Origin of the sequence: Pseudomonas sp. FP818, from assembly GCF_030687335.1 — a bacterium.
Lineage (GTDB): Bacteria > Pseudomonadota > Gammaproteobacteria > Pseudomonadales > Pseudomonadaceae > Aquipseudomonas > Aquipseudomonas shahriarae.
This window is the reverse complement of the sequence record NZ_CP117427.1, coordinates 1,359,217-1,377,072: the sequence shown is the minus strand read 5'-3', so window position 1 is coordinate 1,377,072 and position 17,856 is coordinate 1,359,217. Positions and strand designations below refer to the sequence as shown.

Annotated in this window: 15 protein-coding genes and 1 pseudogene; 5 read left to right on the top strand and 11 right to left on the bottom strand. The window is 60.8% G+C overall.

The features are described 5' to 3' along the window. Nucleotides 1–77 precede the first annotated feature (77 nt). The 4 genes from PSH80_RS06130 to PSH80_RS06115 all read left to right on the top strand — a co-directional run bounded on the left by PSH80_RS06130 (nt 78) and on the right by PSH80_RS06115 (nt 6,005). The gene (locus PSH80_RS06130; protein WP_305419550.1) at nt 78–1,328 is read left to right on the top strand and encodes an OprD family porin; all 1,251 of its coding nucleotides are present in this window, start codon (nt 78–80) and stop codon (nt 1,326–1,328) included. Nucleotides 1,329–1,660: 332 nt separating this feature from the next. Continuing rightward, a complete protein-coding gene (locus PSH80_RS06125) occupies nt 1,661–2,560 on the top strand; it encodes a polysaccharide deacetylase family protein (RefSeq protein ID WP_057958745.1) in 900 nt (299 codons plus the stop codon). A gap of 183 nt (nt 2,561–2,743) precedes the next feature. Beyond that, the gene (locus PSH80_RS06120) at nt 2,744–4,285 is read left to right on the top strand and encodes a M91 family zinc metallopeptidase (RefSeq protein WP_305419547.1); all 1,542 of its coding nucleotides are present in this window, start codon (nt 2,744–2,746) and stop codon (nt 4,283–4,285) included. Nucleotides 4,286–4,322: 37 nt separating this feature from the next. After that, a complete protein-coding gene (locus tag PSH80_RS06115; RefSeq protein WP_305419545.1) occupies nt 4,323–6,005 on the top strand; it encodes a M91 family zinc metallopeptidase in 1,683 nt (560 codons plus the stop codon). Nucleotides 6,006–6,032: 27 nt separating this feature from the next. Here the strand turns inward: PSH80_RS06115 and pcaC are convergent, their stop codons facing one another. The 11 genes and pseudogenes from pcaC to pcaR all read right to left on the bottom strand — a co-directional run bounded on the left by pcaC (nt 6,033) and on the right by pcaR (nt 16,924). Continuing rightward, nucleotides 6,033–6,425, bottom strand: coding sequence for a 4-carboxymuconolactone decarboxylase (gene pcaC, locus PSH80_RS06110; RefSeq protein ID WP_057958742.1), 393 nt, complete (start codon nt 6,423–6,425; stop codon nt 6,033–6,035). Between the two features lie 61 nt (nt 6,426–6,486). After that, nucleotides 6,487–7,278, bottom strand: coding sequence for a 3-oxoadipate enol-lactonase (pcaD, locus tag PSH80_RS06105; RefSeq protein ID WP_057958741.1), 792 nt, complete (start codon nt 7,276–7,278; stop codon nt 6,487–6,489). A 10-nt stretch (nt 7,279–7,288) separates the two neighbouring features. Then, nucleotides 7,289–8,653 (bottom strand): 3-carboxy-cis,cis-muconate cycloisomerase, encoded by a 1,365-nt coding sequence (locus tag PSH80_RS06100; protein ID WP_057958740.1) that lies wholly within the window; start codon nt 8,651–8,653, stop codon nt 7,289–7,291. Between the two features lie 10 nt (nt 8,654–8,663). Further along, a complete protein-coding gene (locus tag PSH80_RS06095) occupies nt 8,664–9,959 on the bottom strand; it encodes an MFS family transporter (RefSeq protein ID WP_057444387.1) in 1,296 nt (431 codons plus the stop codon). 159 nt (nt 9,960–10,118) lie between these two features. Beyond that, nucleotides 10,119–10,688: pseudogene (pcaG, locus tag PSH80_RS06090) on the bottom strand (protocatechuate 3,4-dioxygenase subunit alpha). 1 nt (nt 10,689) lies between these two features. Then, on the bottom strand, nt 10,690–11,394 hold the full coding sequence (gene pcaH, locus PSH80_RS06085; protein WP_120731992.1) for a protocatechuate 3,4-dioxygenase subunit beta: 705 nt from the start codon (nt 11,392–11,394) through the stop codon (nt 10,690–10,692). Between the two features lie 27 nt (nt 11,395–11,421). Further along, nucleotides 11,422–12,627 (bottom strand): 3-oxoadipyl-CoA thiolase, encoded by a 1,206-nt coding sequence (gene pcaF, locus PSH80_RS06080; RefSeq protein WP_200660300.1) that lies wholly within the window; start codon nt 12,625–12,627, stop codon nt 11,422–11,424. After that, the gene (locus PSH80_RS06075) at nt 12,624–13,403 is read right to left on the bottom strand and encodes a CoA-transferase subunit beta (RefSeq protein WP_057439814.1); all 780 of its coding nucleotides are present in this window, start codon (nt 13,401–13,403) and stop codon (nt 12,624–12,626) included. Before PSH80_RS06075 ends, pcaF begins: the two co-directional genes overlap by 4 nt. Continuing rightward, entirely contained in the window at nt 13,403–14,260 is an 858-nt protein-coding gene (locus tag PSH80_RS06070) for a CoA transferase subunit A (RefSeq protein ID WP_057439815.1), read from the bottom strand. Before PSH80_RS06070 ends, PSH80_RS06075 begins: the two co-directional genes overlap by 1 nt. Before the next feature lie 297 nt (nt 14,261–14,557). Next, a complete protein-coding gene (locus PSH80_RS06065) occupies nt 14,558–15,904 on the bottom strand; it encodes an MFS transporter (RefSeq protein WP_120731986.1) in 1,347 nt (448 codons plus the stop codon). A gap of 177 nt (nt 15,905–16,081) precedes the next feature. Next, nucleotides 16,082–16,924 (bottom strand): pca regulon transcriptional regulator PcaR, encoded by an 843-nt coding sequence (gene pcaR, locus PSH80_RS06060; protein WP_057439816.1) that lies wholly within the window; start codon nt 16,922–16,924, stop codon nt 16,082–16,084. Between the two features lie 618 nt (nt 16,925–17,542). Here pcaR and PSH80_RS06055 point away from each other — a divergent pair. Then, complete coding sequence (locus PSH80_RS06055) at nt 17,543–17,743, top strand: hypothetical protein (protein WP_029297082.1); 201 nt, start codon at nt 17,543–17,545, stop codon at nt 17,741–17,743. The last annotated feature ends 113 nt before the right edge of the window (nt 17,744–17,856 follow it).

Below are 17,856 nucleotides of genomic sequence, written 5' to 3'. Positions count from 1 at the left end.
CCCAATTGAACCGCCCCGGCAACGCCCCGCACCATGGCCCGCACCTGAAAACCACCAATAACAACAGGTCCCACGCCATGAGCACCTTGCACCCTCGCCGGCTATTGCTGGCTACCGCTGTCGCCAGCCTTGCCCTCCCAGTTGTCGCCGAGGAACACGGCTTTCTGGAAGATGCCAGCGCCAACCTCAACCTGCGCAATTTCTTCCTCAACCGCAATTTCACCAACCCGACCAAGGCCCAGGGCGGCGCGCAGGAGTGGACGCAGAGTTTCATCCTCGACGCCAAGTCCGGTTTCACCCAGGGCACCGTGGGGTTCGGGGTGGATGTGCTGGGCATGTACGCGCAAAAACTCGACGGCGGCGGCGGCGCCGGTGGCACCCAATTGCTGCCCCTGGATCACGATGGCAAACCGGCCGACAACTTCGGCCGCCTGGGGGTGGCGTTCAAGGCACGGATTTCCCAGACCGAATTGAAAGTCGGCGAGTGGATGCCAGTGCTACCGATCCTGCGTTCGGACGATGGCCGCTCCCTGCCGCAAACCCTGCGCGGCGGGCAGATCACGTCCAAAGAGATCGCCGGCCTGACCCTGTATGGCGGCCAGTTCCGCGCCAACAGCCCACGGGACGACAGCAGCATGACGGACATGTCGATGTTCGGTAAAACCGCGTTCACCTCCGATCGCTTCAACTTCCAGGGCGCCGAATATGCGTTCAACGACAAGCGCACCCAGGTCGGCGTGTGGAATGCCCAGCTCAAGGACATCTACCGCCAGCAATACCTCAACCTGACCCACAGCCAGCCTGTGGGCGACTGGACCCTGGGCGCCAACCTCGGCTTCTTCTATGGCCAGGATGACGGCAGCGCCCGTGCCGGCAACCTGGACAACCGGACCTGGTCCGGCCTGTTCTCGGCCAGGTACGGCGGCCATACCTTCTATGTCGGCCTGCAAAAACTCAATGGCAATAGCGCGTGGATGCGGGTCAATGGCACCAGCGGCGGCACCCTGGCCAACGACAGCTTCAATGCCAGCTATGACAACGCCGAAGAACGCTCCTGGCAGCTGCGCCACGACTACAACTTCGCCGCACTCGGCGTACCGGGCCTGACCCTGATGAACCGCTACATCAGCGGCAGCAACGTGCACACCACCACCGTCAGCGATGGCAAGGAATGGGGGCGGGAAAGCGAAGTGGGCTACACCGTGCAAAGCGGCAGCCTGAAAAGCCTGACCCTGCGCTGGCGCAATTCCAGCATCCGTCGCGACTTCAGCAACAATGAGTTTGATGAGAATCGGTTGATTGTCAGTTATCCCCTTAGCCTGCTGTAGGCTGCCTCGCACTGACTAGGGGTACCAGCACTGGATATCTGCGGTGCCCCCCCCCTGGAGCAGGCCGGCGACAAACCTGCGCGAGATGCGCCCAACGGCGAACTTCGGGCCGTCGGCCTGCCGACCGCTGCCGCCCCCCCTTCAGTGTCAGTGCTGAAGGGGCCACTTGCCGCGAGTAGCGCACCGGCCCACCAGCGTTTAGCCTCAATGAAGAGATGGCCGGCCGTTGTAGTTCGTCAGCCAGATGATCACCCCGGTTATTCTTGCTGTATGGTGCCCGCCTGTTGCGGCCTCTCCTTAGGCGCAATCTGTGTCAGAGCCCGGCCCATACCATGAAATCCTTCGCCATCACCGCCGCCGTGTTCGCTTTGGCACTGAGCCTCAGCGCCTGCATCGGCGCGCCCGTGGCATTGACACCCCAGACCGAACAGCGCCTGCACGCCCAGGCCCCGATCCGTTTCCTGCTGACGTTCGATGACGGCCCCAGCGCCTCGGGCTACGCCAACCCTAGCCGTTTGGTCATCGAGAGCCTGGCCAACAACCCGGTGCAACCGGGGATCAAGGCGATCTTCTTTTTGCAGACCGAGGCCTGGCGCTCTGGCGGCAGCCCGCGCGGGCGCAAGACCATGGAGCGCGAGCACGCCGCCGGCCATATCCTGGCGTTTCACACCGCCACGCGCTGGCATAGCAATCATCGGCTGTTGAACGACGAAGAGCTGACGCAGACCTTGAGCCTGGGCGCCGCGACTATCGCCTCGATCACCGGCGCTGCGCCGAACCTGATACGCCCGCCCTTCTGGAACTACGACAAACGCACCTTCGCCGCCTACCAGCGCCACGGCATGCAGATTCTGCTGACCGACCTGAGCGCCAATGACGGCAAGATCTGGGGCTTCAATGCCAGCCCACGGCGTCGGGCCAACCTGCTGCGGCAGCTGTCGCTGGTGCGCGAACGCATTGCCCTGGGCGAACTGCCGACTGTAGAAGGGGTGATCCCGGTGGTGGTGACCTTTCACGACATCAATCGCTACACCGCCCGGCATCTGCAGGAGTACCTGCAGATCCTGATGGACAGCGCCCAGGCCAATGGCCTGAAGACCGCCGCCGAACCGTTCTACACCGACCGCTCGGCACTGGAGCGCGGGGCCCTGGCGCGCACGGTGAAGGATGCCAGCCAAGCCGTGCACTTACCGGGGATGTGGGACTGGGTGTGGGACGCCGCCCCCCAATGATCCAACCCGACCACAGAGCCGTGTTTCGTTAACCGACACCCCAGACGATTTAGCGACGTGTGCAGCGGGCGCGAGCAAATTTCATTACGCCAGGACACAAAGCATCGGCCGGTATGGCGGAACCCTTTTATTCCAATCATCAACCTACAGAGAGCCCCCTATCTCGAATAGAAAGGTTCTCTGATGAACACTATTGCGCCACTGAACCACAGTCTGTCCCTCCCTTCCCTTGAGCCTTCCACACACTCGGCACCCGCCCCCGCCAACAGGGAGCGCCGTCAAGCGCCCTCCTTGGCGCAGGACACTGGAGAAAGCCCTGCTCCGCCTGCGAGACGCGTTCGCCCATCGCAAGAACAGGAAGCGATACTGGTCGATGACGGTAATCTGATTGCCCGGCATTCAATCCGCACCCGGCAATATGACCTGGATAAACCCACCCTGCTGGACGATAAGCTGACGCTTGAAACAGGTAATACCTCAGACACTGTTCATGTCAGTAACCGTACCGACGGACGACTCAATGTAGAGGTCAATGGCAAGTCATACATCTTTGACGCAAGAGACGCGAAAGATGAAGTCCCCACAAAACTCGTGATTAAAAGTAACGGCGGTGACGACAAGATAAAGGTCGATGCCGATGTCATGCTTTACGTAACGATTGAAGCAGGGGATGGCAATGATCACGTAAGGGCGGGAGGTGGTCCAAGCCGCCTGCTGGGAGGCAATGGCAACGACTTTCTCCAGTTGGGCAGCGGTGCAGGCTATGCCGAAGGCAATGAGGGTAGCGACATGATGATAGGCGGCTCCGGTAACGCCATCCTGTACGGCAATAACGGCAACGACTGGATGTATGCGGGGCCTGGGGCAGCCAGCAAAAAAAGCCACATGGACGGCGGCAGCGGCTCAGACACAATGTATGCCGGCAACGGCCACACGATTATGAATGGCGGCCGGGGTGACGATGTGATGCTGGGTCGCGATCGAACCACCTTTTACAGCGGCAAAGGTAACGACACGATCCGCTCCAACAATCGGGACGACCTTATCTACGCAAAACCCAGCGACAGGTTCCTGAACTCTGCGCACGCGAAGTTGATGGCGGTCACACCCAGTGAAGCCGGTAAAAGAGGGTTTAACGTCCAAGGCACAGCAGAGTTCAAACAACGCGTCGAAGATGACCTGGAGCTTTTACGCAGCTCGCCGGCAGGCCAGAAAATGCTTGCCGAGATGGACGCCGCCGCTGACAGAAATGGAGTACCGGTAACCCTTCAGGATGGCGGAAAAAGAGACAGGACAGATTACGCGTTCAACCAGCAAGAGCCGGATCAGTTGGATCCTGAGGCCCCCGTGAAAGGTTATGTTCACAACGGGGTACAGGGCGCGCCAATCACCGATGGCGTCGTGCGCTACTCCCCTTCCAGTACGTTTGACGCCCCTGTATCAGGCGGTTTTCCGATAACAAATCTCTACCATGAAATGGTGCATGCCTATAACGGCGCCACGGGTTCCTTCCTCCCCGGAACGACCGAGGAGCCGGTCGCGGGTGAACCTCCCGAAGACACACCCAATATTGAACGACAGGCTGTCGGTCTGCCGACGGGTGCCGAGCCGTTCGACTTTGACCATGATCCACTCACCCCGCCGACCGCCACCAATCCCGCCCCCTTCACGGAAAACTCTTTACGCAAAGAAATGGGACTTAATCTGCGCGATCGCTATACCTGACACTCCTTGTTTTAAAGCAGGCCAATGATACATAACCGTGCGCGACCGCGAAGTTCTACGCGCTCATGTGTGGTCCGAAAAAAACGGTATTGAAGTTCGGCGGAATCCTGTTCAGGCGGCCAACCACTCATCTCCAAACCCCCTATCGCGAGACGATGCAATGTCCATCTCAGCCCTTGCACAGTATCCAAACGTATTCTCCTCATCCGTACTCAGTCCAACACCGGCTGCTGACGCCCTGCCAAACCCCATTTCCATTGAAGTTCCCCTGCTACAAAACTCAAATGCGACTTTCACACCGAAATCAAAACTAACACCAGACCAACACTACGTAGAAAAATATCCAACCTATACAAACTCTGCTCCTTTATATAAGGACGACCTTATCAAAATCACCCATAAAACCACTTGGGAGACGGTCAGCGACAATGAACGCACAAACAGAAGCAACGTCATCAAAATCGAAACGGGTGAAAAGCCCGACGTTATAAAAGTCAATCAATCTTCGAACAATGAAGTCCAGCTGCAAGTCAACGACAGGCATTACACATTAAAAATCAACAATCACGAAAGTTACCCTGAAGAACTGCACATCAAGTCAAAAGGCGGCGATGATCACATTCGGGTTGATCCGCGCGTGACGATCCCCATTACGATCGAGGGCGGTAAAGGTCGAGACCGGATTGAAGCCCTTGGCAGTGGTGATACCCGTGTCTACGGAGGAGCGGGGAACGACAACATCACGCTGGGCAGCGGCAACGGCTACGCCGAAGGGAATGACGGCAATGACACAATGAAAGGCGGATCAGGAATAGCCGTCATGTATGGGAATAACGGCAACGACACTATGTCCTCCGGGACTGGCAGCGAAGGCACATTCAGCTATATGGATGGCGGCAACGGCAACGACACGATGGTCAGCGAAAGCCCGATGAATGTCATGCATGGCGGCCCCGGTGATGATTTGATGACAGGAAATGCACAGACCGTGTTCTATACAGGGCGTGGTCGGGATCGTGTCAACTCATACAATGCAAACGATACTATCTATGCCAAGAAATATGACCTCGTCACCAGTATTCCCGGCACCCGATATAAAAAAGTCAACATCAGCAATGCGGGTCATAAAGCGTTCAAGATCGAGGGCTCAAGCAAATTCAAACAACAAACCCAGGATGATCTTGAATTCTTCAGAAGCTCACCAACGGCACAAAAAATGCTGAGTGAACTGGACCGGGCCGCCGAGCGCAACGGTTCCTCCGTAACAATCCGAGAAACTACCGTCCGCCCCAATTATACATTCACCAACAACTTCACCAGAGAACACGACAAACAATTAAAAGAATATGACGAGCTCGCAGAATCACCCCAATTGGGATTCATACACGGCAACACCAAAGGCTCAGTCGCCACGGGGGCAAAGATACACAACAATCCCGGCCTCATCTTCCGCGAGCCTCCGGTCATCAGCCTCTACCATGAAATGGCCCACGCCTATAACGGCGCCAATGGCACCTTTTTACCCGGCAAAACCGCAGATGAACCGAATCCGGAGCGCCAAGCCGTCGGGGTAGAGACCAATGCCCCCGCCTTTGATTTTGACAACGACCCGTCGACACCCCCGACGACTACCAACCCCAACCCCTTTAATGAAAACGCACTGCGTGAAGAAACGGGTACTGCGCGGCGGGATGCTTACTTTCCGCCTGACGAGGGGTGAGCGGCTCCAGGCGGGGGTAAATCGTCGTCAATCCCGCGACTCAACCCCCAACTCATCCCACACCGACTCGGCCAGGTGAAACGTCGCATTGGCCGCCGGGATCCCGCAGTAGATCGCGCTCTGCATCAGTACTTCCTTGATCTCGGCACGGGTCACGCCATTGCTGGCGGCGGCGCGCAGGTGCAGTTTGAGCTCTTCGTTGCGGTTCATACCGATCAGCATGGCAATGGTGATCAGGCTGCGGGTGTGCCGGGGCAAGCCCGGGCGGGTCCAGATATCGCCCCAGGCATGGCGGGTGATCATTTCCTGGAACTCGCTGTTGAACTCGGTCAAGGCATTGAGGCTGCGATCGACATGGGCATCGCCCAGCACTTCACGCCGCACCTTGAGCCCATCGGCGTAACGTTGTTTCTCGTCCACAAAACCTCCTAAAACCAACCATTAATGACTGTGCCACAACAAGCGCTACTCGCCTGGACCATCAGCCCGCCAACAAGAACGCCAGTACCCGCTCGCTGAACGCAGCCCCGGCCTGTACGTTGGACAAGTGCGCCGCATAAAACTCGGCATACTCGGCGCCCGCGACACGCTCTTGAATAAAGTGCCCGCCAGCCGGCGGTGTGACGGCATCCTCAGTACCGGCAATCACCAGCGTCGGCACCTTGATAGACGCCAGTTGCTCACGCAGATCCGCATCGCGCACCGCGCCACAGTTGGCGGCATAGCCTTGGGGCGATGTGGCCGCGAGCATGTCGGTAATGCGCTTGGCCTGAGCGGGATGAGCCTGGGCAAAATCGGCAGTAAACCAACGCGCAACCGACGCATCACGCAAGCCGACCATTGCCGCCTGGCCCTCGCGCAGGACCATTTCGATCCGCGGGTTCCAGATGTCCGCAGTGCCGATCTTGGCTGCCGTGTTGCACAGCACCAGCTTGAGCAAGCGCTCACCGGCGTTGATGCCCAGCCACTGGCCAATCAACCCGCCCATGGACAAACCGCAGAAATGCGCACGCTGGATATCCAGCGCATCCAGCAACGCCAGCACGTCACGCCCCAGTTGCTCAATGCTGTAGGGGCCCTCGGTAACCAGGGATTTGCCGTGGCCACGGGTGTCCAGGCGCAGCACCCGAAAATGCTCGGTGAAGGCCGGCATCTGGGTATCCCACATATGCAGGTCGGTGCCCAGTGAATTGGACAGCACCAGTACCGGCGCGCCTTCAGGGCCTTCCAGTTGGTAATTCAGTTCGCCATCGGCGAGTCGTACAAATCCCACAGCAGCCTCCTCAGGCAGAAAAAGCAAAGTGCTCAGCCACGGCGCGGCTGACCCAGGTCTGTGCCTGGCCCAGGTAATGCGCCGGGTCCAGCAGGCGATCCAATTCCACCGCCGACAGCTCGGCGGTGACTTGCGGCTCATCGGCCAATACCGCGCGCAAATGGCGCTGCTCGGCGACCGCGCGTTTGCAACACTGTTCCAGCAGGTGATGGGCGGTTTCACGGCCCAGGCGCTGGGCCAATGTGCTACTGACGGCCTCGGCCAGCACCAGGCCCTGGGTCAGGTCGAGGTTGTGGCCCATGCGTTGTGCATCGACTTCCAGGCCTTCACTCACCAGCAATGCCTGATGCAAGGCACCGGACACCAGGCGGCAGATTTCGGGCAGGGTTTCCCATTCGGCATGCCACAGGCCCAGGCTGCGCTCGTGCTCCTGGGGCATGGCGCTGAACATCGTCGCCACCAGCCCCGGCACTCGCGTAGCAGCGCTGATCAACACCGCCGCGCCAACCGGGTTGCGCTTGTGCGGCATGGTCGAGGAGCCGCCCTTGCCTGGGGCTGACGGCTCGAACACTTCCGCCGCTTCGGTCTGCATCAGCAGGCTGATATCCCGCCCGAGCTTGCCCAGGCTGCCGGCGATCAGGCCCAGCACGCTGGCGAACTCCACCAGACGGTCACGCTGGGTGTGCCAGGGTTGTTCGGGCAGCGTCAGTTGCAACTCCGCCGCCAGGGCTTGCGCCACCGGCATGGCGTGTTCACCCAGTGCAGCCAAGGTGCCGGACGCGCCGCCGAACTGCAGGACCAGCAGGCGCGGCTGCAACTCCACCAACCGTTGGCGATTGCGCGTCACCGCCCCCAGCCAACCGGCGATTTTCATCCCCAGGGTGACCGGCGTTGCGTGCTGCAACCAGGTACGCCCGGCCAATGGCACGTCGGCATAGCGCTGCGCCTGGGCCGCGAGAACCGCGCCCAGCCGGGCCAGGTCCGTGTCGATCAGTTCCAGCGCCCGCCGCAGTTGCAGCACCAGGCCGGTGTCCATCACATCCTGGCTGGTGGCGCCCAGATGCACATAGCGCTCGGCGCCGGCGTCCTCGCTGGCAATCAGTTTGCCCAGGGCCTTGACCAGCGGGATCGCCGAATTGCCCGCCGTGGCAATCGCCGCGCCGAGGGCATCCACGTCGTACAACGAGGCCAGGCATGCCTGGGCAATCGGCGCGACGGCGGCCTGGGGAATCAACCCGATCCGCGCCTGCGCCCGGGCCAGTGCGGCTTCGACATCCAGCATGCCCTGCAAGCGTCCCTGGTCACAGAACACCTCGGCCATGCTGTCGGCGGTGAAGTAAGCGTCGAACAGTTGGTTGCTCGTGCGCAGTGTCATAAGTCATCCCTTACAGATCGTGGTGCAAGTACTCAGCCTGTTTCGGCAGGCGCAGGCTGAACAGGAACGCAATCGCCATCATGCCGGTCACGTACCAGTAGAAGGTGTTTTCCAGGCCAATGGATTTCAGGCCCAGGGCCACGTATTCCGCCGAACCACCGAAGATCGCGTTGGCCACCGCGTAGGCCAGGCCCACACCGAGGGCGCGCACTTGTGGCGGGAACATTTCGGCTTTTACCAGGCCACTGATGGAGGTGTAGAAACTCACAATCGCCAGCGCCAGGGTAATCAATACAAAGGCCAGGAACGGACTGGTCACGGTTTTCAGGGTCAGCAGGATCGGGACTGTGCACAAGGTCCCGAGCGCGCCGAACCAGAGCATCGAGTTACGGCGGCCGATCTTGTCCGAGAGCATGCCGAACAGCGGCTGCATGCACATATAGAGGAACAGCGCGCCGGTCATGATGTAGCTGGCGGTCTTGGCGTGCATGCCGGCGGTGTTCACCAGGTATTTCTGCATGTAAGTGGTAAAGGTGTAGAAGATCAGCGAGCCGCCGGCGGTGTAGCCGAGCACGGTGATAAACGCGGCCTTGTGATCGCGGAACAACGCGGCAATGCTGCCGGCGTCCTTGTTTTCCCGCATTTCCTTGCTGGTGGTTTCTTTCAGGGAGCGGCGCAGCAACAGCGAAATCACCGCCGCCACGGCCCCGATCACAAACGGAATGCGCCAGCCCCAGGCCCGCAGCTCGTCCTCGGTGAGCAGTTGTTGCAGGATCACCACCACCGACACCGCCAGCAGTTGCCCGCCAATCAGGGTCACGTACTGGAACGAGGCGAAGAAGCCGCGCTGGCCCTTGAGCGCGACTTCACTCATGTAGGTCGCCGTGGTGCCGTACTCGCCACCCACCGACAGGCCCTGGAACAGCCGCGCCATCAGCAGCAGGGCCGGAGCCCAGGCGCCGATGTCTTTGTAGGTCGGTAGAAAGGCGATGACCAGGGAACCGGCGCACATCATCAGCACCGAAATCATCATCGAATTCTTGCGCCCGTGCTTGTCGGCGACCCGGCCAAACAGCCAGCCGCCGATGGGGCGCATCAAGAAGCCTGCGGCGAACACGCCAGCGGTGTTGAGCAGCTGCACCGTGGGGTCGTCGGAGGGGAAAAACGCCGGAGCGAAATAGATCGCGCAGAAGGCATAGACGTAGAAGTCGAACCATTCGACCAGGTTGCCGGAAGAGGCCCCGACAATCGCAAAAATCCGTTTGCTGCGTTCTTCTCCGGTGTAGTGACTGGTACTCGTTGTCATGTAGTTTTCACTCGTAGGGAACGGGTTAGAGTCTAGACACACTTTGCAACAACCTCGTTCCGCAAGCAGACCTTTGAATGGCAGCCAAGCCCGCTCCCACAGGTGATCGCATTCCACTGTGAGAGCGGGCTTGCCCGCGACAGCGCCCTGGCAGGCAACTCAATAATCGAAAAACACCGTCTCTTCATCGGTGCCCTGAAGCACCACATTCCACTGATACACCCCCGACGCATCCGCCTTGGCAACCAACGTGCCGCGCCGCTCTGCCGGCACACACGCCAGCAACGGGTCATCGCCATTGGCCGCTTCGCCGTCGAAATAAATCCGCGTCAGCAAGTGCTTCACCAAAAACCACGGGCAAACACCAGCACCACCAAATGCGGCGCCTGGGTCGTACCCTTCAGGCCCGGCACGCTACCGGGCTTGATGGTGCTAAAACGGAAACGCCCTTGCGCATCCACCGGCACCCGGCCAAAGCCTGCGAAACTGGGGTCCAGGGCTTTGTCCTGGTCGTCCTCGGGGTGGTCATATTTACCGGCGGCGTTGGCCTGCCAGACTTCCAGCATGGCATCGTTGACCACCTCGCCATTGCCATCCACCACCCTGCCCGGTGATGGCCACACGCTCGCCGAGGGTGCCCGCATTCGCCAGGTCTTCGCAGTTCAACCAGGTCAGGCCGATGTGGTAGTACGGCCCGACGGTGTGGGACGTGGTTGCGTTGAGGGTCATGTCATTTCTCCATCGGCGTGGCGTCGCGGCCGCGCAGGACGATGTCCCAGCGATAGCCGAGGGCATAGTGCGGCACGGTCTTTTCCAGGTCGAAACGGGCGATCAGGCGTTCCTTGGCCGAGGTGTCCGGCACGCAGTTGTAGATCGGGTCATAGGCCAGCAGCGGGTCGCCGGGGAAGTACATCTGGGTCACCAGGCGCGTCAGCACACTGGGGCCGAACAGCGAAAAGTGGATATGCGCCGGGCGCCAGGCGTTGTGGTGATTGCCCCACGGATAGGCGCCGGGCTTGATGGTCTGGAACTGGTACCAGCCATCGGTATCGGTGACGGTGCGACCGGTGCCGGTGAAGTTCGGGTCCAGGGGCGCGTCGTGCTGGTCGCGCTTGTGGTTGTAGCGACCGGCGGCGTTGGCCTGCCAGATCTCCACCAGGATGCCCGGCACAGGCAGGCCGTTTTCATCCAGGACCCGGCCGTGAATGATGATGCGCTCGCCTTGGGGCTCGCCCTCGTGCTGGGCGGTCAGGTCGTTGTCGTGCTCGGCAATGCGTTCGGCGCCGATGGTCGGGCCGGTGATTTCCGACAGCGAATGGGGCAAAAACACCAGCGGCTTGGACGGCGAACGCAGGTTCGTCGACTGGTACGCCGGGTGCAGGTAATCAGGCTGAGTACCCGCTTGCGGGCGCCGGTATCCGGGCTTGTCACTCATGGAGCATTCCTCTTTTTCTTGTAGGTCTCAAACGCGTTCGATGGCCAACGCCAAGCCTTGGCCAACGCCGACACACAGGGTCGCCAGGCCTTTGCTGCCGCCGGTTTTTTCCAGTTGATGCAGGGCCGTCAAGACCAGGCGCGCACCGCTCATGCCCAGGGGATGACCCAAGGCAATCGCGCCGCCGTTGGGATTGACCTGGGGTGCGTCGTCCGCCAGGCCCAACTCACGCAGCACCGCCAAACCCTGGCTGGCGAAGGCTTCGTTGAGTTCGATCACATCAAAGTCGCTGACCGCCAGGCCCAGGCGCTCTACCAACTTGCGCACCGCTGGCACCGGGCCGATGCCCATCACCCGGGGTTCGACCCCGGCACTGGCCATGCCCAACACCCGGGCGCGGGCGGTCAGGCCGTGCTTTTTCACCGCCTCCGCGCTGGCCAGAATCAACGCGGCGGCGCCGTCGTTGACCCCGGAAGCGTTGCCGGCGGTGACGGTCTTGTCCGGGCCGTTGACCGGCTTGAGCTTGGTCAGGGCTTCGAGGGTGGTATCGGCACGCGGGTGTTCGTCGTGCTCCACCAGGGTCTCGCCTTTTTTATGGGCGACCCGTACCGGGACGATTTCTTCAGCGAAAAACCCCGCGGCCTGGGCCATGGCTGTGCGTTGCTGGCTGCGCAAGGCGAAGGCGTCCTGGTCGGCGCGCGAGACGTTGTAATCATCTGCCACGTTATCAGCGGTCTGCGGCATGGCATCCACGCCGTACTGGGCCTTCATCAACGGGTTGATAAAGCGCCAGCCGATGGTGGTGTCTTCCAGCTTCATGTTGCGCGAGAACGCGGCGTCCGCCTTGCCCATCACGAACGGTGCACGGGACATCGACTCGACACCACCGGCAATCGCCAGCTCCATTTCGCCACTGGCAATGGCGCGGAACGCGGTGCCGATGGCGTCCATGCCCGAGGCGCACAAGCGGTTGACCGTCACCCCGGGAATGCTCGGCGGCAGGCCGGCCAGCAGCGCGGCCATGCGCGCCACGTTACGGTTGTCTTCGCCGGACTGGTTGGCGCAACCGAGGAACACTTCGTCGACCGCGTTCCAGTCTACCGACGGGTTGCGCGCCATCAGGGCCTTGATCGGCAGGGCCGCCAGGTCATCGGCGCGCACCGTGGACAGGCCACCGCCGAAACGGCCGATGGGGGTGCGGATCGCATCACAGATAAACACGTCGCGCATCAGGCTTCTCCTGGGGTTTGGCCATGGGCCGCGGCGGTACGGGCTTCAAGATCGCGCAAGGCGTTCAGTTCGACTGGCGTGGGTTCGGCGCTGGTGCTGACCTGCTCGGCAAAGCGGATCGCCCAGCCGGTGGCGGCAATCACTTGCTCGCGGGTCACGCCGGGATGCAAGGCGGTGACCACAAATTCGTGGGTGCCCTCCTCCGGCTCCATGATGCACAGGTCGGTAATAATCCCGACCGGGCCTGCGCCTGGCAGGCCGAGGCGCTTGCGCGAGTCGCCGCCTTCGCCATGGCCGACCGAGGTGATGAAATCCAGTTTGTCGACAAACGAACGGGACGACTGCTTGAGGATGATCAACACGCTCTTGGCGGAGCCGGCAATCTCCGGCGCACCACCGGCACCCGGCAGGCGCACCTTGGGTTGGTGGTAATCACCGACCACCGTGGTGTTGATATTGCCGAAGCGGTCGACCTGGGCTGCGCCGAGAAAACCGACGTCAATGCGCCCGCCTTGCAGCCAGTAGCGAAAAATCTCACCCGTGGGCACGACACTGTCGGCGGTTTCCGCCAACTCGCCGTCGCCAATGGACAGCGGCAGGACCGAGGGCTTGGCGCCAATCGGGCCGGACTCGTAGATCAACACCACATCCGGCGACGACGTCAGGCGGGCCAGGTTGGCGGCCTTGGACGGCAGGCCGATGCCGACGAAGCACACGGCACCGTTCTTCAGGCGGCGCGCGGCGGCGACGGTCATCATTTCATTGGTCGAGTAAGTCATTACTTGGCCTCCTGCGCGGCAGCCAGTTTGGCCTGGAATTGACTGAAGTCAGCGGTACCATGGATGTATTCATTGATCCATGCGGTAAACGTCCCACGGTCCCGAGCGATCGGATCCCAGGCTTGATAGAAGCGATTGTCACGCTCGGTGTAACCGTGGGCGTAGGAAGGGTGCGCGCCCCCTGGTACATGGCACACGGCGGTCAGGGCCCAGGTCGGCAGCACGCAGGCGTTCATGGGGGCGTTGAGGTCGTCGACGATTTCTTCGACGGTGACGATGCAACGCTTGGCCGCCAATGCCGCCTCTTTCTGCACCCCGAGAATCCCCCACAACAGCACGTTGCCCTTGCGGTCGGCCTTTTGCGCATGGATCACGGTGATGTCCGGGCGCACCGACGGCACCGCCGCCAGCACTTCGCCGGTGAAGGGGCAGGTCACGGTCTTGATCAGCGGGTTGACCTTGGGCAGGTCAGAACCGGCATACGCCCGCAGCACCGCGAACGGCAGGCCGGAGGCGCCGGCCACGTAGGCGTTGGCCAGGTCCGCATGGCTGTGTTCTTCGATCTCCAACGGTTGCGGCCATTGCTTTTCCACCGCATCCCGCAGGCGATGCAGGGAACCTACGCCCGGGTTGCCGCCCCAGGAAAAAATCAACTTGCGCGCACAGCCGGCCCCGATCAGTTGGTCGTAGATCAGGTCGGGCGTCATGCGCACCAGCGTCAGGTCTTTCTTGCCCTGACGGATGATTTCATGACCTGCCGCTGTAGGGATCAGGTGGGTAAAGCCTTCGAGCGCGACGGTATCGCCGTCATTGACGAACTGCTTTACCGCATCAGCCAGCGAAAGGATTTCAGCCATGGGGTTGGGCTCCCGGTGTAGGTCGAAAAAGGCGCTGGAGGCAGCGCCGAAGTGCTTGAAGAGTAAGCCGGGGTCAGGGGTCAAACAATCCGATAATCGACTAACTGTTCGATAATCGAACAGATTGTTACCTGGCTAACATTCCTCCAAACACCCCTGCTTTCCATGCGAACAGCGTCCCTGTGGGAGCGGGCTTGCTCGCGAAGGCGGTGTGTCAGTCAACACACTTTTGTCCTGAGCCACCGCCTTCGCGAGCAAGCCCGCTCCCACATTTTTCAACCGTGCCTGCATTAAGTCTCAGGTGGCGTCGGCGTGGCTGACCAAGCCCTTGATCAATACCGCAGTGGTGGCCAATGCAGCCGGAATCACCAGTGCCGTCAGCACTTGCTCGAAGTTCCAACCCAGCCCCAACAGCGTGGCTCCCATCCACGCACCGAGGATCGCGCCAAAACGGCCAATCCCCAGCATCCAGGACACCCCGGTCGCCCGGCCCTGGGTCGGGTAAAACCGCGCCGCCAACGAAGGCATGGCCGATTGCGCACCGTTGACGCACATCCCGGCGATCAACACCAGGGTGGCCAGGAGGGTGATATTGCCCAGGCTCTGGCCCACGGCGTAGGCAAAGACCCCAGCCAGCAGGTAGAAAGTGCCGATGACCTTGTGCGGATTGAACCGGTCCATGGCCCAGCCCACGCCCACGGCGCTGAGTACTCCACCAAACTGGAACAACGCGCCGATAAAAGCCGCCTGCTCCATGCTGGCGCCGCTGTCACGCATCAGGGTCGGCAACCAACTGGTCAGCAGGTACACAATCACCAGCCCCATGAAGTAGGTGAGCCACAGCAACAGGGTGCCGGCGCTGTAGGTGCCAGAGAAGATCACCGCGAACACATTGCGCGCCTTGACGGTTTTCTGTTCCGGGACGCTGAAGCTGGAAGCCTGGGCGACGGTGGCCGGGTCGATGGGTGACAAGGCCTTGCGCACCTTGTCTGTGCCGCGATTGCGCACCACCAGGTAGCGCGCCGACTCCGGCAGCCACAGCACCAGTACGCCGACCAGGATCAAGGGCAGGATGCCGCCGATCAGCAGCAGGCTGTGCCAGCCGAACATCGGGATCAGCTTGGCCGAGATAAACCCGCCACCGGCCATGCCCAGGTTGAAGCCGCAGAACATGCTGGTCACCAGCAACGACTTGTGGCGCTCCGGGGTGTATTCGGACAGCAACGTCGTGGCGTTCGGCATGCCAGCGCCCAGGCCCAGGCCGGTCAGGAAGCGCAATACCAGCAACTGATCAACGTTGCTGCTGTAGGCCGAGGCCAGGCTGAACGCACCGAACACCAGCACGGCGCCGACCAACACCACCTTGCGTCCGAAACGGTCGGCCAACGGGCCTGAACCCAGGGCGCCAAACACCATGCCAATCAACGCGGCACTCATCACCGGGCCGAGGCTGGCACGGTCGATCCCCCAATCCTGGGACAGTGCCGGCGCAATAAAGCCCATGGCCGCAGTATCCAGCCCGTCGAGAAAGACAATCAGGAAGCACAGGATCACCACCCGCCATTGATAGCGGGACAGCGGTTGCGCATTGATAAAGGACTGCACGTCCAGACATGTACCAACAGAAGGCGAAGGCTGATTCATTATTTTTATTTCCACACCGATGGCGGGCGGACGACGGCGAGTCGTCATTATTATTGGGGCGAAACCGAAACCGCGGCGGTAGAGGCTGTCGCGGTCAATCACGCTGCCGCGACATTAATGAGCCAGGGGAAACACCGTCAATTCGTCAAACCGGGATCTGTGCGGTCACCGAACAGCTTAAGCAAACAACTGGGCACTCAGCTCCTGGCTGGCGCAGAGCATGCTCGGCAGGAAACGTTGTTCCAGCTCACTGCGGCTGACCCGCCCGGCGTGGGTGCTGACATTCAGCGCAGCCAATACCTGGCCGGACGCGTCATACACCGGCACGGCGATGGAGCGCAGACCCTGCTCCAGTTCCTGGTCGACAATGCACCAGCCCTGTTGCCGCACTTGTTGCAGGCATTCAAGCAAGGCTTGCGGCGTGGTCAGGGTGCGGCTGGTCTTGGTTTGCAGGTCGGCATGGTCCAGGTAGTCCTGCAGCGACGCGTCATCCAGGGCCGCCAGGAGGATTCGGCCCATGGAGGTGCAATAAGCTGGCAGTCGGCCACCGACCGAAAGATCCACCGAAATCAGGCGTTGGGTGGTGGCGGATCGGGCGATATAGAGGATGTCGTCGCCCTCCAGGGTCGCCATGTTGCAGGCTTCATGAAGCTGCTCACTCATGCGGTCCAGGTAAGGCTGGGCAGAAACCGCCAGGGGCGTGGACGACAGATAGGCATGGCCCAGGGTCAGGACCTTGGGCAGCAGGGAGTACGTGCGCCCGTCGGTGGTGGCGTAGCCGAGTTTGATCAAGGTATGCAGGCAACGCCTGACGGCAGCGCGGGGGATTTCCGTGCGATGGCTGATCTGGGCGATGGTCAGGTGCCGCTTGCGCTCCTGGAACGCCTGTACCACGGCCAGCCCGCGGGCCAGGGAGGTCATGAAATCCGGGTCGCCGGTAAACGCCTGGATGCGCTTGGCCGGTGACGCAACGATCGGCGGCGCCACTGAGGCAAAGGAGTTGCGCAATTGATCGTTCATTTCAGGTCCTTTCTCTTATTTTCAAGCGCCATTACAAGCCGGCAGGCAACGGATGTACAAGGCAAGGGCGCCAACATTGGGCGATTATCGGACGGTCATTCGATAATCGCAATTTACGCCGCTGGGCGCTGCCAGGCCCCGCACTGAATTTGTTGCACTCACTTAACCGACGGCGTTCGGCCTGGCAATGTTGACTTAATTAACGACCGTGCAACTGTCACATACAGAGTGTTAGGCAAGTACGGCGTCAAGTTCCCGACATGAGGTGAATAGCAATACAGCTACGCCAAGTTGACGTTTTTTAACTTGTTGACGATAGTCTTATGCAAATGCGCCGCTATAATGCACCCTGTGACAAGGTCGAGTTGGCCTCAAGGGCATGCCTGCCCCCACCAAGCCTCAGCTTTTCCTTGTCCTGGCCTGGGTTGCAGATACCGGGTACTCAGCTCCACAGCCTGCCCATATTTGTGATGTAAAAAGAAAACTGTTGCTACGACAGCTGTTCTTCCCCGGTGCCGTGGCCGCGTGCAATAACTGAAGTGGTTGATCGTGTAATACGCCCATCACTTGCGTCATCGCGCATCACCGGAATCAAACTCAACTCAATTAGGTAACAAAGTGACGAAAGACGAACTGCGCGCGGAACTTGAGCGCCAGGAACAACGTTACAAGGATGTTTACGGCGGGGAAGTCACCACCTACGCCGCCCAACCTGAGCCGGAGCGCAAACCATGGCGCAAACGAGCCAGTCTGCTCGACCAGGCATTTGCCCAGGAAATCCAAAAGATCGAAAAGGACCTCAAGGCCGAAGAGCCATAAGCCTCTCGGACTGAGCCTTCCTGGCAAGTCATTGCCCTGCCAGCCCCCCTGGCAGGGGCGCCCGGGTTTTGCCCTGCAATCGTCAGTTTCGCCGCTCTGACGAAATTTCATAC

Bases quoted from the DNA above. Each gene is read 5' to 3' on its own strand.
- PSH80_RS06130 (WP_305419550.1), top strand. From the start codon at position 78: ATGAGCACCTTGCACCCTCGCCGGCTATTGCTGGCTACCGCTGTCGCC.
- PSH80_RS06125 (WP_057958745.1), top strand. From the start codon at position 1,661: ATGAAATCCTTCGCCATCACCGCCGCCGTGTTCGCTTTGGCACTGAGC.
- PSH80_RS06120 (WP_305419547.1), top strand. From the start codon at position 2,744: ATGAACACTATTGCGCCACTGAACCACAGTCTGTCCCTCCCTTCCCTT.
- PSH80_RS06100 (WP_057958740.1), bottom strand. From the start codon at position 8,653: ATGACACTGCGCACGAGCAACCAACTGTTCGACGCTTACTTCACCGCC.
- PSH80_RS06095 (WP_057444387.1), bottom strand. From the start codon at position 9,959: ATGACAACGAGTACCAGTCACTACACCGGAGAAGAACGCAGCAAACGG.
- pcaH (WP_120731992.1), bottom strand. From the start codon at position 11,394: ATGAGTGACAAGCCCGGATACCGGCGCCCGCAAGCGGGTACTCAGCCT.
- PSH80_RS06075 (WP_057439814.1), bottom strand. From the start codon at position 13,403: ATGACTTACTCGACCAATGAAATGATGACCGTCGCCGCCGCGCGCCGC.
- PSH80_RS06070 (WP_057439815.1), bottom strand. From the start codon at position 14,260: ATGGCTGAAATCCTTTCGCTGGCTGATGCGGTAAAGCAGTTCGTCAAT.
- PSH80_RS06065 (WP_120731986.1), bottom strand. From the start codon at position 15,904: ATGAATCAGCCTTCGCCTTCTGTTGGTACATGTCTGGACGTGCAGTCC.
- pcaR (WP_057439816.1), bottom strand. From the start codon at position 16,924: ATGAACGATCAATTGCGCAACTCCTTTGCCTCAGTGGCGCCGCCGATC.